16 protein-coding genes and 1 other annotated feature (1 of these 17 cut by a window edge) are annotated in these 14,698 nt (G+C 41.4%); of the genes, 6 read left to right on the forward strand and 10 right to left on the reverse strand.

The features are described from left to right. Positions 1 to 203: 203 nt before the first annotated feature. The 5 genes from ACY8D0_RS17925 (at position 204) to yidC (ending at position 5,396) form a co-directional block, all read left to right on the forward strand. Entirely contained in the window at positions 204 to 659 is a 456-nt protein-coding gene (locus ACY8D0_RS17925; protein ID WP_462411868.1) for a cupredoxin domain-containing protein, read from the forward strand. A 314-nt stretch (positions 660 to 973) separates the two neighbouring features. Further along, complete coding sequence (gene pflB / locus ACY8D0_RS17930) at positions 974 to 3,232, forward strand: formate C-acetyltransferase (RefSeq protein ID WP_462412494.1); 2,259 nt, start codon at positions 974 to 976, stop codon at positions 3,230 to 3,232. 140 nt (positions 3,233 to 3,372) lie between these two features. After that, positions 3,373 to 4,131, forward strand: coding sequence for a pyruvate formate-lyase-activating protein (gene pflA, locus ACY8D0_RS17935; protein ID WP_462411869.1), 759 nt, complete (start codon positions 3,373 to 3,375; stop codon positions 4,129 to 4,131). Positions 4,132 to 4,275: 144 nt separating this feature from the next. Continuing rightward, complete coding sequence (locus tag ACY8D0_RS17940) at positions 4,276 to 4,566, forward strand: hypothetical protein (protein ID WP_462411870.1); 291 nt, start codon at positions 4,276 to 4,278, stop codon at positions 4,564 to 4,566. Between the two features lie 26 nt (positions 4,567 to 4,592). After that, a complete protein-coding gene (yidC, locus tag ACY8D0_RS17945; RefSeq protein WP_462411871.1) occupies positions 4,593 to 5,396 on the forward strand; it encodes a membrane protein insertase YidC in 804 nt (267 codons plus the stop codon). Between the two features lie 199 nt (positions 5,397 to 5,595). Here the strand turns inward: yidC and ACY8D0_RS17950 are convergent, their stop codons facing one another. Further along, positions 5,596 to 5,799 (reverse strand): DUF6501 family protein, encoded by a 204-nt coding sequence (locus ACY8D0_RS17950; RefSeq protein WP_462412495.1) that lies wholly within the window; start codon positions 5,797 to 5,799, stop codon positions 5,596 to 5,598. 228 nt (positions 5,800 to 6,027) lie between these two features. Between ACY8D0_RS17950 and sda the strand changes: the two genes are divergently transcribed. Continuing rightward, positions 6,028 to 6,156, forward strand: coding sequence for a sporulation histidine kinase inhibitor Sda (gene sda, locus ACY8D0_RS17955; protein ID WP_462412496.1), 129 nt, complete (start codon positions 6,028 to 6,030; stop codon positions 6,154 to 6,156). A 60-nt stretch (positions 6,157 to 6,216) separates the two neighbouring features. Here the strand turns inward: sda and mnmH are convergent, their stop codons facing one another. The 9 genes from mnmH to trpE form a co-directional block, all read right to left on the reverse strand. After that, positions 6,217 to 7,290, reverse strand: coding sequence for a tRNA 2-selenouridine(34) synthase MnmH (gene mnmH, locus ACY8D0_RS17960; protein ID WP_462411872.1), 1,074 nt, complete (start codon positions 7,288 to 7,290; stop codon positions 6,217 to 6,219). Between the two features lie 189 nt (positions 7,291 to 7,479). Beyond that, on the reverse strand, positions 7,480 to 7,914 hold the full coding sequence (locus ACY8D0_RS17965; protein WP_462411873.1) for a hypothetical protein: 435 nt from the start codon (positions 7,912 to 7,914) through the stop codon (positions 7,480 to 7,482). A gap of 145 nt (positions 7,915 to 8,059) precedes the next feature. Next, on the reverse strand, positions 8,060 to 8,845 hold the full coding sequence (gene trpA, locus ACY8D0_RS17970; RefSeq protein WP_462411874.1) for a tryptophan synthase subunit alpha: 786 nt from the start codon (positions 8,843 to 8,845) through the stop codon (positions 8,060 to 8,062). Then, entirely contained in the window at positions 8,838 to 10,046 is a 1,209-nt protein-coding gene (gene trpB, locus ACY8D0_RS17975) for a tryptophan synthase subunit beta (RefSeq protein ID WP_462411875.1), read from the reverse strand. Before trpB ends, trpA begins: the two co-directional genes overlap by 8 nt. Continuing rightward, complete coding sequence (locus ACY8D0_RS17980) at positions 10,043 to 10,666, reverse strand: phosphoribosylanthranilate isomerase (protein ID WP_462411876.1); 624 nt, start codon at positions 10,664 to 10,666, stop codon at positions 10,043 to 10,045. The genes trpB and ACY8D0_RS17980 overlap by 4 nt, the downstream gene beginning before the upstream one ends. Then, positions 10,663 to 11,454, reverse strand: a complete 792-nt coding sequence (trpC, locus tag ACY8D0_RS17985; protein ID WP_462411877.1) for an indole-3-glycerol phosphate synthase TrpC — start codon at positions 11,452 to 11,454, stop codon at positions 10,663 to 10,665. The genes ACY8D0_RS17980 and trpC overlap by 4 nt, the downstream gene beginning before the upstream one ends. Continuing rightward, a complete protein-coding gene (gene trpD / locus ACY8D0_RS17990; protein ID WP_462411878.1) occupies positions 11,455 to 12,480 on the reverse strand; it encodes an anthranilate phosphoribosyltransferase in 1,026 nt (341 codons plus the stop codon). After that, the gene (locus ACY8D0_RS17995) at positions 12,452 to 13,063 is read right to left on the reverse strand and encodes an anthranilate synthase component II (RefSeq protein ID WP_462411879.1); all 612 of its coding nucleotides are present in this window, start codon (positions 13,061 to 13,063) and stop codon (positions 12,452 to 12,454) included. Before ACY8D0_RS17995 ends, trpD begins: the two co-directional genes overlap by 29 nt. Then, a complete protein-coding gene (gene trpE / locus ACY8D0_RS18000) occupies positions 13,060 to 14,448 on the reverse strand; it encodes an anthranilate synthase component I (RefSeq protein ID WP_462411880.1) in 1,389 nt (462 codons plus the stop codon). The genes ACY8D0_RS17995 and trpE overlap by 4 nt, the downstream gene beginning before the upstream one ends. A 63-nt stretch (positions 14,449 to 14,511) precedes the next feature. Beyond that, positions 14,512 to 14,698, reverse strand: a binding site (T-box leader); it runs 64 nt beyond the window's last position.

The following is a 14,698-nucleotide window of genomic DNA, read 5'->3' on the forward strand; positions in this document are numbered from 1 at the left end:
TCATATTCCTGAATTTACTATAAACTTTTCCGCAGAAAAATGGTATGGATTCTTTTTAATAATTTCATTCTTGACACTTTTCTACGTTCGGCAATCGTGATTACCGTTTTCTTTTTCCTCAGAAAAATAAAAAAAAGAGACAAGTTTTCCATCCCCTCCCGCATAAATATAAGATAGGACAAATTATCCGAGGGGGGTTTTCAGTGAAGTTTTTAGTACTAAAAAAAGAGACACTCTTATTCTTTTTAACAGCAGCAATCTTGTTGGCAGCCATCTCTGCATGGTTTATGCTAAAGGCTGGTGATACGGCCGTATTTAATCAGGCAGCAACAGAAGGAAACATCCGTGAAATCCATATGGTGACTGTGGAATTCAAATCGAAATTGAAAGACGGGAAGGAAATCGAGGCATACCGATGGGATCCGGGCAATATTTCTTTAAAGACAGGAGAAAAGGTAGAACTGTACATCAGCGGGATCAACGGTGATGAACATCCCTTTTATATTGAAGGAACCTCAATTAAGGGCACCGTAAAAAAAGGGAAAGAAACCATGGTCCCATTACAGTTTGATAAACCAGGAACCTATCGGTTAATCTGCGAAACCCACTCCAACAGGGAAACCAATGGTCCAATGATTGCCGATATTGTAGTGAACTAATGACAGGGGTCTTTCCCCTGTTTTTTTATGCTGTTTCAACTGTTTACACTATGGAAATGTTGATATGTTAGGGTTTTCTTTATATAACAGATGGATTATGCTTTCTATTTTTTATAGTACAGATACTATATCTTCTTGATACAGAATAAAAAAACGTCACAAATTATTCATAAAGACCTTTTTAAAATGCTAGTTTCACAATTTATTAACATTTGCATGTTGTTTCGCAAAATGACACTGTTATACTTTAGGTGTGGAAGAAAAACAATCCTGTTATAAAAAATTGTTTTTATTAAACCAAGAGGTGAATAATGATGGAACAATGGCAAGGATTTAAAACTGGTGTTTGGACAACAGAAGTGAATGTACGCGACTTCATTCTTAAAAACGTTACTCCTTACACAGGAGATGATAGCTTCTTAGAAGGAGCTACAGAGGCAACCAAAAAACTTTGGGAACAAGTAATGGAACTCTCCAATAAGGAACGTGAAGCTGGCGGCGTATTGGATGCCGATACGAAAGTGGTATCTAGCATTACTTCACACGGTCCTGGATACTTAGATAAGGAACTTGAACAAATCGTTGGTGTTCAAACTGACGCACCATTCAAACGTTCACTCATGCCATTTGGCGGAATTCGTATGGCAAAAACAGCATTGGAATCATACGGATATGAATTAGATTCAGAAGTTGAACACATCTTTACAGATTACCGCAAAACACACAACCAAGGTGTATTTGATGCCTACACACCAGAGATGAGAGCTGCACGTCATGCAGGTGTTATTACTGGACTTCCTGATGCATATGGCCGCGGCCGCATCATTGGCGACTACCGCCGTGTTGCATTATATGGTGTAGATTTCTTAATGAAAGAAAAACTAAGTGAGTATAACTATATTGGCAGCCGCACAATGTCCGATGATGTTATTCGCGACCGTGAAGAGTACAGCGAACAATATCGTGCCTTAAAAGAATTAAAGCAAATGGCAGCTTCCTATGGTTATGATATCTCACAACCAGCCAAAAATGCAAAAGAAGCGATCCAATGGCTATACTTCGGCTATTTAGCTGCCATTAAAGAGCAAAATGGTGCGGCAATGAGCCTTGGCCGTACATCTACTTTCCTGGATATCTATGTTGAAAGAGATTTACAGAATGGTACATTAACTGAAGAAGAAGCACAAGAAATGGTCGACCATTTTGTTATGAAACTTCGTTTGGTTAAGTTTGCCAGAACTCCTGAATATAACGAATTATATAGCGGCGACCCAACTTGGGTAACTGAATCCATCGGCGGCGTGGCTCTTGACGGACGTCCATTAGTGACTAAGAACTCTTTCCGTTTCTTACACACTTTAGACAACTTAGGACCAGCTCCAGAACCAAACTTAACAATCCTTTGGTCTACTAAATTACCTGAAGGGTTCAAGCAATACGCTGCAAAAATGTCCATCAAATCAAGCGCTATTCAATATGAAAACGACGACATGATGAGAGAAATTTACGGCGATGATTATGGCATTGCTTGCTGTGTATCCGCTATGAGAATTGGTAAACAAATGCAATTCTTCGGCGCTCGTGTGAACATTGCCAAAGCATTATTATACGCAGTTAACGGTGGGGTCGATGAAAGATATAAAATTCAAGTTGGACCTACTTACCAACCAATTACTTCCGAGTATCTAAATTTTGATGAAGTGATGAAAAAATATGATGCCATGCTTGACTGGTTATGTGAGTTATATGTTAACACACTAAATGTCATTCACTATATGCATGATAAATACAGCTACGAAAGAATCGAAATGGCATTACATGACCGCGAAATCCTTCGTACCATGGCTTGCGGTATCGCTGGACTTTCTGTTGCAGCTGACTCACTTAGTGCCATTAAATATGCAAAAGTAAAAACAGTACGCGATGAAAACGGCTTGGTTGTTGACTACAAAATTGAAGGCGATTATCCTAAATACGGAAACAACGATGAACGTGTCGACGAAATCGCTGTTGGTCTTGTAAAAGAAATCATGAACAAAATCAGAAAGCACAAAACTTACCGTGGTGCAGTAGCAACACAGTCAGTATTGACCATTACTTCCAACGTAGTATACGGCAAGAAAACAGGTGCAACTCCTGACGGACGTGAAGCAGGCGTACCATTCGCACCAGGTGCGAACCCAATGCATGGCCGTGATTCTAAAGGTGCCCTTGCTTCCTTAACTTCTGTAGCAAAATTGCCTTATGAATCTTCATTAGACGGTATCTCTAACACATTTACTATCACACCAAAAGCACTTGGCCGTGAAGATGACACTCAAGTGAAAAACGTGGTAGCTATGCTTGATGGCTATATGACAAAACGTGGACACCACCTCAATGTTAACGTATTAAACCGTGACACATTGTTAGACGCTATGGATCACCCAGAATTGTATCCACAATTAACCATCCGTGTTTCTGGATATGCTGTGAACTTTATTAAACTTACTCGCGAACAACAAATCGATGTTATTAATCGTACGTTCCATGAAAGCTTGAGTGCAGCAAAGGAACCTGTAACCATTAGTTAATTAATAGGCATGGGGAAGGAAATCATCCCTTCCCCCCTATTTTTCTCGTTAATTGAGAATGAATTACAATATCAAAATACAAACAGCTTAAAAGCCTCACTATTTGGGGGCGCTTGATAATTTGAAGGGGGATCAGTTTTATGAACGGAAATATTCATTCCATTGAGTCATTTGGTACGGTTGATGGACCAGGCATTCGCTATGTAATCTTTACACAAGGATGTTTGCTTCGCTGCCAGTTTTGCCATAACGCTGATACATGGGAAATTGGTACAGGAAAACAAATGTCAGTGGAAGAAATAATTCAGGATATAACTTCCTACCTTCCTTTTATTGAAGCATCAGGTGGAGGTGTCACGGTTACCGGCGGCGAGCCTCTATTGCAATTGCCGTTCCTTTTGGAGTTATTTAAGGAATGCAAAAAACTTGGAATTCATACCACCATCGATTCTTCAGGCGGCTGTTATTCACATGCCCCCCTGTTTCAAGAGCAATTAAATGAAGTTTTACAATATACGGACTTAATCTTATTGGATTTAAAACATATTAACCGCAAAAAGCATATCGCTTTAACCGGGATGGGCAACGATCATATATTGGAATTCGCCAGACTTTTATCCGATCGAAAACTGCCGATGTGGGTCCGGCATGTATTGGTCCCAACCGTAACGGACGACCAAGAGGATTTGCAGAAACTGGGTGAATTCATTGGCACATTAGAAAACGTAGAGAAAATCGAAATACTCCCTTATCACCAGCTTGGTGTCTATAAGTGGGAGGCGCTTGGTTATGACTACCCCTTAAAAGACGTGGAGCCTCCAAGCCAATCACAAGTGGAATATGCTTATCAAATGTTGTCTGCCCATTGGAATAAATCTAAAAACACTAATTCCATCTAGGAACTAGTGTTTTTTTACGCTGAGACCGCTGGCAAGACATCTGAAAGAATGATCCTAAATCCGGCAATTCAAAGAGTTTCATTGATTATTTGGCCAATCTCTTATATACTCATACTATTGGTTCTGGTTAGTGAGGTGAAAATTTTGTTTCAGTTAATGATTGATCATCTGGATATGACAACCCTCTACGCCCTATCTATTAGTATTTACTTTGGCATGATCTTAAAATTCGTTTGGTCATTGGGAGTAAAATACTCATATCTGGGAGATACAAATCCTGAAAAAACTAAGATTATTCATCCTTCGTTTTTCTATCAGAAAAAAAATCATCTGACCGGAAGCTATATTCGCATTCGCATTGTAAAATATATCCGCAGAAAAGAATGCTCAAAGGATGATTCCGAGGATCCCTTTTCCTCCCTGTTGGTTACCTAAGATTAACATTACATTTAGGAGGAAATATGAAAAAGAAACATTCTTCATTAATACTGATTTCTTTACTTTCTTTTATGGTCCTGGTATTATCAGCGTGCTCCGGACAAACAACTCAAGCAGCGCAAACTACCAATAATAATGGATTTTTCCATACGTATTTTGTAGAGCCATTTACGTACATTATTGGCTTTATTGCTGATTTCTTTAATGGAAACTATGGACTAGCCATTATTATCGTTACCCTTATTGTTCGTCTCGCATTAATGCCATTAATGCTGCGGCAATATAAGAATTCCATGAATATGAAAGAAAAAATGGATAAATTGAAGCCGGAAATGGATGAAATCCAAAAAAGATTAAAAGCAGAAAAGGACCCACAGAAACAGAAGGCCATCCAAGCCGAAATGATGGCACTTTACCAGAAACATGGTGTGAATCCGCTGAATATGGGCTGCTTGCCCCTTCTTATCCAAATGCCGATTCTAACTGGGTTTTATTATGCCATCAGGGGTTCAAAGGAAATTGCCCAGCACCAGTTTTTATGGTTTAGTCTTGGACAGCCAGATATTGCCATCACCATCCTGGCTGGAGTGATTTATTTTCTGCAATTTAAGGTCCAGCAGTCGACCATGCCTGAGGCGCAACGGCAGCAAATGAAAATCATGGGACTGATGTCGCCGCTGATGATTATGATGTTTTCTTTCAGCGCACCTGCCGCACTGCCGCTATATTGGGTTGTAGGTGGAACATTTTTAACCCTTCAAACCATGATTAGTCAAAGACTTTACAAGACAAATAAAGCAACTGAAATTGCAGCTAAGCAAAAATAACCAAAAACAGCATCGGAGCTGAATCCGATGCTGTTTTTATGTTTAAATTTGGCTGTTGATTTCCGCTCCAGGCGCTCACTTTTTGCATGCGTGTCGGAGAGACCCCGTACACCCTCAGAAGTCGAGCTTTTATCCGGTCCAATCAACAGAGTTAAGAAATCTACATTATCGTTTTACAAAGCCATTAAATAAGCCCCTTTTAGGCTTCTTGGAAATACTCCTTATAAAATCCGCCTACTTTACCGGAATTATCAATAATGTAGTAAAATTCTTCAGTTTCATTTTTCACATCATAAACTTGTCCCACTGTTAAAACATTATTTACAATATACTTTTTTGCATTGACATGAACGCACTTTACTTTTTTTATTGTCTCACGATCCCGCCATGACAAATGAATCATTATGACCACCGTTCCTTCTTTTATAGTCCATTTTCTAGTATAAACAATCAAAGCCAGAGGAGCAACCGTTTCACACATTCATTTGTCCAAACCAAGGACAGAAGTACCATTTTGACTAATTAATGAAAATCTGGCAAAAAAGGTTCTCAAATCAAGGTAAAACCATTACAATATTAAAAACTGAATATTCATTCCACTTTCCAAGGGGGCATTCTCAAGTTGAAAATTATGAGTAACGAACAGTTGGTTGTTTCGTATCGGGATGCATTAAAATCTGGAAAAGAAAAAGAATGGATCAAAATACTAAAGCAAGAAATTGAACGGCGTGGATTAAAACCATTTAAAAATGGCAGATAATTGAGCTAACGTAAAGAAAACTCGCCAATTGGCGAGTTTTTTACTTAATCAATGCTCTCCCTAGGACTGAATTTCCTCCGCCATAGGTTTATAGCCTAATTCTGTTAATTTTATTACAATTTTTTCTGCAGCATCCTCCGGATTTTCGGCAAACACATCGAAGAACTCCCCTTCATAATCTTGTCTTGCATAATCATACCTTGGGTCATAATAGTGCTCGAGCAAGAGTGGGATTAGTTCCTGATAATTGTGGCTGCTAACTGATTCTTCCATCCTATTCCTTATTTCCAAGTCTTTGACTCTTTTTAATACCCGCTCCATGCTAACAGAAATTTTTTCATGGTACCAAGCTTCGTTCTGGTAGGGAAGTACATATTCCTCTACAAGCAATTTCACCCTTTGTTCCATTGGGGTGTGAATATAAATGTTCACTCCCTTAAACTTAATATCCATTAATTTTTCTGGTTGAACTGCTTTACCGATTCTCTTGCTCTCGGCCTCAACCAAGAAATAGTCAGCCCCTGCAATCTCTTGAAGTCCTTTGTAAAGGAGAGAATCAAAGGCCTTTTGATTATGGCCTTCCCCTAAACCGATGGTACCGAAAATCGAGCCCCGGTGTCCGGCCATTTCTTCCAGGTCGATAATTGGATAACCTTTTCGCTTCAGTAATTTCAATATTTCTGTTTTACCTACACCTGTCATGCCATGCAGGACGACAGCCTTATTGGGAAGTTGGCCTTCCATTTTCTCTAGGATATAATGGCGATAAGCTTTGTACCCGCCGATTAATTTCCAAGCGTAAATTCCGGCAAATTCCAAAAAGGTGACCACTGCTTTGCTGCGCATCCCTCCGCGCCAGCAATGGACGACAAGGTCCCCCTTTTCCTGATAGAATTTTATGGTCTCAAGCATTTGTGGTATTTTGGGAGAGACAATTTCCATCGCCCTCCATTTTGCTTCATTTTGTCCTCTTTGTTTATAGATAGTCCCAATTTCCTGCCGTTCCGCGTCGGTGAACAATGGTACATTGACCGCACCCGGTATTGCACCATCTTTATACTCAATAGGTGATCGTATATCAATGATAATCGGATTTTCTATTTCAAAGAGTTTTTCAACTTCTAATTCTTTCATAATTAATTTCTCTCCTAAATGTTGTCCAATGAGACCAAAATTGATTAAAACAAACAAAACTTCCTCATAAGGGAAGTTTTTAAAATAAAACCTGTTTGGTCAATAAATGTACAATTAGTATATACTTATTATAAAGGAGTTAATCCAACGTTTCAACAAGTTGAAGCTATCTGCCATGAATTCACAACGCTATCGTCCAAATGGCAGGCCCACCAATTTTTCTATCGACCTGCAAAATCGCGCCCAATTATTAGGAAAACATTCCACTCCATCCCATTTATATATTTTTTCCTTTGTTTGCAGTTCTACAATCCAATATCTCCCCTCCAAAATAACACCATTTTCTTTTTGATAAATCGGCTCCCAATCCCAAATATTAAAAGAATTTAATTCTGTCTTAAATTCTTCGATACAGCCTAGCTGAACAAATGGGAGATTCATCATGGGCTCTGAATGGTTCGGGGGGGCATTCCATTCAACATAAACAAACCGTTTTTTTATAAAATTAATCCGGACTTGTTGTGCTAGCCCGTCAAAACGTTCAACGGTAACAGTTAACCGTTGCGGAAGTTTAGCTTGTTGGACGGAAAATTCCCGGCCGTTCATGTCAAATAATTCCTTCATTATTCTCCCCTCCTAACATTAACGTTCTCTTGTTTCAGACTATATTATAGTGAACATTGCCCTTCATGGCTGTAACAAATGGCACGTTTTTACGGGGGAAAATTGAAAAGTAAAGTCTACCCTTTCCAGGGTAGACCCAACACGTTTAAACTTCCGCTGATGATTTTCTAAAAACAGACATAAAAGCTTTCAAATCAGACAGCTCATTATTAGCAAATAATTGAACAATCCTACTGCCAACTACAACACCGTCACAATATTGTGTAAGTTCAGCAATTTGCTCCTCATTGGAAATACCAAAACCGGCTATAACAGGGATCGGGCTGACCTGCTTAACTGAGGTTAAGAAAGCGTTCAACCCTTGGTCAAATTCCCCTCTCGATCCGGTTATCCCTTTTACGGTTACCGTATATAAAAAACCATTACCTTTACTGGCGATTTTCTCCACTCTTTCCATAGGTGTGGTAGGCGTAACGAGCCGGACAAGCTCTATCCCCGATTGCGCGAGCGGGGAGGCAATTATTTCTTCTTCTTCCATCGGCAAATCCGGAATAATGCATCCATCTATTCCAGCTGTTTGGGCCTCTTGGACAAAACGGTTAATGCCATAGGAGTAAATCGGGTTCAAATACGTCATTAAAATGATTGGGATTTGAATCTGTTCCCGTGCCTTCATTAACTCGTTTAGGATTCCTTTAAGGTTGGTTCCGTTTTTTAGTGCCCTGATTCCAGCTTGCTGGATGGTCGGTCCATCTGCTACAGGGTCCGAAAACGGCACCCCCACCTCAATGGCAGTTGCACCAAACTCCTCCAATAATAAAAGCCGTTCGGTTAAACAGGATAACCCGCCGTCCCCAGCCATGATATAGGGAATAAACGCCTTTCCGTTCGTTGCTGCTAACTGTTTAAAAGCGTGTTCGATTCTATTCATTTGATTCTCCTCCATGCAATTTGGATTTTACTGAATCCACATCCTTATCTCCCCTGCCAGACAAACAAACTACGATATTTTGCCCTGGTTCCATTTCCGCCGCCAGCTTAACGGCAAAAGCAACAGCATGGGCACTTTCCAATGCTGGTATAATTCCCTCCAGCTTCGATAACAGCTGGAACGCATCCAGTGCTTCCTGGTCCGTAATGGAATGATATTGGGAACGGCCGCTGTCCTTCAAATAACTGTGCTCGGGACCAACACCAGGATAATCCAATCCTGCGGAAATTGAATGGGCTTCTTGGATTTGGCCATCATCATCCTGCAGCAAATACATTAACGCTCCGTGCAGTATCCCTGGTTTTCCTTTTGTTAAAGAAGCGGCATGAAATGGGGTTTGAATCCCTTGTCCGGCAGCTTCCACTCCATATAGTCTGACCTGGGCGTCTTTGATGAATGGATAAAACATTCCCATTGCATTACTGCCTCCGCCGATGCAGGCTACCACAGCTTCAGGAAGCTTTCCGTTCCGGTTTATAAATTGCTCCCTTGTTTCCTTGCCAATCACACTTTGAAAGTCCCGGACGATCATTGGGAAAGGATGCGGACCCATGACCGAACCTAATAAATAGTGTGTATCGTCCACGTTGGCCACCCAGTATCGGAGTGCCTCATTTACCGCATCCTTTAATGTTGAACTTCCGGAAGTGACACTTACCACTTTTGCCCCCAAGAGTTCCATGCGAAACACATTCAGCGCTTGGCGTTTAATGTCTTCTTCTCCCATAAAAATAACGCATTCCAGGTTGAGTAAAGCACATACAGTGGCAGTTGCCACACCATGTTGTCCCGCCCCTGTTTCAGCGACGATTTTTCGTTTTCCCATCCGGACAGCCAGCAGCGCCTGGCCAATCGCATTGTTAATTTTATGAGCTCCTGTATGATTTAAATCTTCTCGCTTCAGATATATATTGGCACCGCCAGCATATTTCGTTAAATTTCCTGCAAAATACAAGGGGGTTTCCCTTCCAACATATTCCTTTAACAAATGTCGGTATTGAGATTGGAATTCCGGATCCTCTTTTGCCTCATTATAGGCTTCTTCCAACTCCATTACGGCTTTCATCAAAGTTTCCGGAACAAACCTTCCGCCAAAAATCCCATAGTGCCCTGTTTCGTCTGGTAATGTGTATGTGCTCATTTTGCTGCCTCCTGTTTCATTTTTTTGGCCCGTTCAATAAATGCTCTGATTTTTTTCAAGTCTTTCCTTCCTTCGGTTTCAACCCCGGAACTAACATCTACCATATAGGGATTAATGATTCTGATGGCTGCTTCAACATTTTCGGCATGGAGTCCTCCGGCCAGAATGAGCTTTTTTCCGTAGATAACATTTGTATCTACTTGATTCCAGTCAAATGATGTCCCATTGCCACCCCTGTATTTTCCTTTAGGGCCGTCCAACAATAAAAAAGTACTTGGATAGGAATTCATTTCCTCCAGTTTTTCATTGCTTTGAAAACTAATAGCTTTAATTACGGGTAAGGCAAATGATTCACAAAAATCAGCTGGCTCTTCTCCGTGCAGTTGAATGTGGGTAAGACCAACAAATGAGGCAATTCTTTGAATTTCATCTCTTGTTTGATTTACAAATACACCGACTTTCCATACATCCTGAGGCAGCTTGACGGCAATTTCCCTTGCTCTTTCCACCGTTACTTTCCGCTTACTCTCCGCAAATACAAAACCGATTGCATCCGCTCCGTATTCAGCTGCTTTTACCCCAGTTCCTACATCCGTGATCCCGCAAATTTTGACTTTCATCGGTTTGCCCCTTCCTTTAAAGGCAGGCGAAAATCCCTAAAGTCTTGCTTTACATCGTCACTCTTCATGAATGCTTCGCCAACCAAAATACCATTTGCCCCTGCCTTAAGGACTCTTTTCACGTCTGCCTGCTTGTGGATGCCGCTTTCGCTAATTAAATAGGCTCCAGATTGTTTTACTTGGGCTGCCAGTTTTTCCGTCACCTCAAGCGAAACGTTAAAGGTTTTTAAATCGCGGTTATTCACACCGATTATTTTTGCTCCTGTTTTCAGGGCAATATCCAACTCCTGCTGATTGTGAACCTCCATCAGCACCTCTAAATCTAATTTCTTCGCATATTGGTATAGTTCATTTAATGGCGATTCTTGGAGGGCTGCGACAATTAACAAAATAATGTCAGCACCATGCGCGGCAGCCTCATCAATTTGTAGTGGGTCGATAATAAAATCTTTGCAAAGAATCGGCAAGTTAACCGATTCCCGTACAACAGCCAAATCGGCGAATGACCCTTTAAAAAAGGCGGCATCGGTTAAGACGGAAATCGCTGCGGCACCGGAAGCTTGATACCTTGCCGCCTGCTCTGCCGGATCGATGGTATTGTTAATAATCCCTTTTGATGGTGAAGCCCGTTTAAATTCAGCAATAATGGACATCTCTTCTGCTTTTTGCAATGTCTCAATAAACGAGCGCTTGACACGGTGTCTTCTTGTTTCCTCTAGGACTTTCCCGCGAAGCAGGTTGACCTCTTGTTTTTTTTGTTCAATGATTAGATCCAATATTGTATCCATCTATATAGCCTCTCTTTGTAACGCTTGGGATTTTTTAATGAGTTCCTCCAGCTTTTCATAAGCTGCACCCGTGTCGATCACCTCTGCAGCCGCTTGGATCCCCTCCGGGATCGACAGGGCTTTGCCGGCTGTATAAATGCCGAGCCCGGCATTCAGCAATACCGTATCCCGGTAAGCACCTTGCTCCCCTTTTAAAACACTTAACAGAATTCCGGCATTTTCCTTGGCATCCCCGCCTTTAATAAAATTGTTATCATACACAGGCAACCCGACTTCCTCAGGATGGAAGGTGCTGTTTGAAATTACGCCATCTTCTAAAATGGTTATATGGGTTTCTCCTTGCAGGGAAGCCTCATCCATATAGCCAGCCCCATTTAAAACAATAGCCCGCTTTCGCCCCAGCTGTTTTAATACCTCGGCAAACACGTTCAATAAATCCCTTCGGTAGACACCGAGTAATTGGTAATCCAACTGGATGGGGTTGGTTAACGGACCAATAAAATTAAAGACTGTCGGTATTTTTAATTGTCGTCTGACCATTGATATCTTTTTTAACTTTGGATGTACATTCGGGGCAAACAGAAAAGCAATTCCAATATCCTCAAGAATTTCCTCGATGCTTTCTGCCGGTAAATTCAAATTAACGCCCAAATTCTCTAGCACATCGGCACTCCCTGTTTTACTTGATATGCTTCTATTGCCGTGTTTTGCTACCGGTATACCCGCACCAGCGATGACAAAGGCTGAAGTTGTGCTTACATTAAAACTTGAGGATCCATCCCCACCGGTACCGCAATTGTCAATGGCTTGTGGAAACTTTTTTGAAAAGGTTAGGGTATTTCCCATCATCGCCTTTACAATCCCGACGATTTCATCCACTGTTTCGCCTTTCGATTTAAGTCCCATTAAAAAGGCGGCAATTTCCGATTCTGATACTTCCTCACCTAAAATAAAATCCATCGCTGCTTTCATCTCATTTTCAGAAAACGATTTTTGTTCAGCTAATTGGAGTAAGTAATTTTTCATATTTCCTCTCTCCTTCGATTTCATATAGAAAGTTTTTAATGATTTGCTTACCGGCTGGCGTCCCAATGGACTCCGGGTGGAACTGCAGCCCGAACACAGGATATTGGGCATGTTTTACAGCCATAATTTCTTGATCGTCCAGTGAACAGGAGATTGTCTCCAAATCTTTCGGAAGGGTACTATTTTCGATAATCAAAGAATGATAGCGCATCACCTCAAGGGGCGACGTTAAGTTACGAAAAATTCCTTTTTCCCGATGTTCAATCAAGGAAGTTTTTCCATGCTTGATTTGGGCAGCCCGCTTGATTACCCCTCCAAAAGCGGCCCCGATTGCTTGATGGCCCAAGCATATCCCCAAAATTGGGACTTCCTTATAGAAGGTTTGAATTAGCTCCATGCAAATTCCGGCATCCTCCGGCCTTCCAGGGCCAGGGGATAAAATAATGGCTGACGGATTTAATTTTTTTATTTCTTCGACTGTAAGCTGATTGTTACGATAAACGGCAGCTGTCTCTCCCAACTCTCCCAAATACTGGTAGAGATTGAATGTAAAGGAATCAAAATTATCTATCAGTAGAATCACTTAGGCACCTCCAAAAACGTTCTCAGTTTATTCAGTGTTTCCTCGTACTCAGATTCAGGGACAGAGTCATAAACGATTCCTGCGCCTGCCTGAATATAGGCTGTGTCATCTTTTAAAATCATGGTCCGGATCGCCAATGCAAAGTCCATGTTCCCGTTGGCAGAGAGGTACCCAATCGCCCCTGAATAAAGGCCGCGTTTGGACTTTTCAAGAGAATTGATAATCTCCATTGCCCTTACTTTAGGAGCACCGGAGACAGTTCCTGCAGGTAAACACGCTGCAAGGGCATCAAGGGACGTTTTACCGGATTTAAGCCTGCCGCTTACTTCCGAAACAATGTGCATCACATAACGGTATTTCTCGATGGCCATATATTTTTCAACCTGTACGGAACCAAACTCACTGACTTTTCCAATATCATTTCTGCCAAGGTCCACGAGCATCTTATGCTCAGCCAGTTCTTTTTCGTCTTGGAGTAGTTCCAGCTCAATCGCCTCATCCTCTTCACTCGTCAGTCCTCTTCGTTTTGTACCCGCAATCGGGTTGGCAATAACGGTGTTTCCCCTTGTTTTGATCAAGCTTTCAGGAGAAGAACCGATTACATGATAAGCACCAAAATCGATATAAAACATATAGGGTGTCGGATTATTAGAGCGGTGCTTTCGGTACAAAGCCAAAGGGGAACCAATAAAACTGGCCTTCATTCTCTGCGATAATACCACCTGAAAAATATCTCCCGCCAAAATATGCTCCTTGGCAATCTTGACATTCCTGATATACGCATCCTTGGCTATGTCAGGTTCAAAACCAGAGAACTTATATTCCAAGTCCTCTTGGTCCTCGAATGGCTCCTTCAATTCAGCCAAAAGCCGGTTTAACCTTTCTTCAATCAAGGTCTCGCCGTGATCCTGTAAAAGCGGGATGCCCAACAGGAACACTTTTTCCTCTAAATGGTCAAATACGATCACCTCTTCATAAAACATCAGATGCACATCAGGCATTGATAAATCATTGGGGAATTCCTCGCCAATCCGTTCATATTGCCGAATAATGTCGTAGCCTACATATCCAATCGCTCCGCCGGTAAACGGAAAAGGAATTTCATCGGTCTTTACAGCAGGTATTAAGCGGTTGACAATATCCAGCGGGTCGCCATTCAAATTTTGTCTTTCCCCATTTCGAAAAATAAGCTCATTTTTGTCTCCATGGGCAATTAATTCAAAAGCAGGGTCTGCGCCAATAAATGAATAACGGCCCGAGTCATTGTATTTGTGGGAACTTTCCAATAAGAACTTCTTCTTGCCGCTGATTTTCTGCAAAATGGAAATCGGCGTTAAAACATCGCCGCTTATCTCTTTTAAAAAATAACTTGTCTGTGTCTTCATACAGCCACCCCTTTTGAAGAATAAAAAAAATCGTCCTCTATATGTCTGGATATTCCCAGGCATATAGAGGACGATTTTTAACCGTGGTGCCACCTCCGTTTGAAGCAGTAATTCCTCTGCTTCCTCTTTCAGATACTGACGTATAAACGAACAATATCCTATCCTTTTAACGGTGGAACTCCGTTGATCCCTACTTAGGTTCAAGATCCCTCTCACAAGCCCATTCCACCATTCCGTCCATGCCGGGCTC

Source organism: Neobacillus camarae, from assembly GCF_054950115.1.

Excerpts from the sequence above, each read along its gene's own strand:
- yidC (WP_462411871.1), top strand. The coding sequence starts at position 4,593 with ATGAAAAAGAAACATTCTTCATTAATACTGATTTCTTTACTTTCTTTT.
- pflB (WP_462412494.1), top strand. The coding sequence starts at position 974 with ATGGAACAATGGCAAGGATTTAAAACTGGTGTTTGGACAACAGAAGTG.
- trpB (WP_462411875.1), bottom strand. The coding sequence starts at position 10,046 with ATGAGCACATACACATTACCAGACGAAACAGGGCACTATGGGATTTTT.
- sda (WP_462412496.1), top strand. The coding sequence starts at position 6,028 with ATGAGTAACGAACAGTTGGTTGTTTCGTATCGGGATGCATTAAAATCT.
- trpC (WP_462411877.1), bottom strand. The coding sequence starts at position 11,454 with ATGGATACAATATTGGATCTAATCATTGAACAAAAAAAACAAGAGGTC.
- trpD (WP_462411878.1), bottom strand. The coding sequence starts at position 12,480 with ATGAAAAATTACTTACTCCAATTAGCTGAACAAAAATCGTTTTCTGAA.
- pflA (WP_462411869.1), top strand. The coding sequence starts at position 3,373 with ATGAACGGAAATATTCATTCCATTGAGTCATTTGGTACGGTTGATGGA.
- mnmH (WP_462411872.1), bottom strand. The coding sequence starts at position 7,290 with ATGAAAGAATTAGAAGTTGAAAAACTCTTTGAAATAGAAAATCCGATT.
- ACY8D0_RS17950 (WP_462412495.1), bottom strand. The coding sequence starts at position 5,799 with ATGATTCATTTGTCATGGCGGGATCGTGAGACAATAAAAAAAGTAAAG.
- trpE (WP_462411880.1), bottom strand. The coding sequence starts at position 14,448 with ATGAAGACACAGACAAGTTATTTTTTAAAAGAGATAAGCGGCGATGTT.
- ACY8D0_RS17980 (WP_462411876.1), bottom strand. The coding sequence starts at position 10,666 with ATGAAAGTCAAAATTTGCGGGATCACGGATGTAGGAACTGGGGTAAAA.
- trpA (WP_462411874.1), bottom strand. The coding sequence starts at position 8,845 with ATGAATAGAATCGAACACGCTTTTAAACAGTTAGCAGCAACGAACGGA.
- ACY8D0_RS17965 (WP_462411873.1), bottom strand. The coding sequence starts at position 7,914 with ATGAAGGAATTATTTGACATGAACGGCCGGGAATTTTCCGTCCAACAA.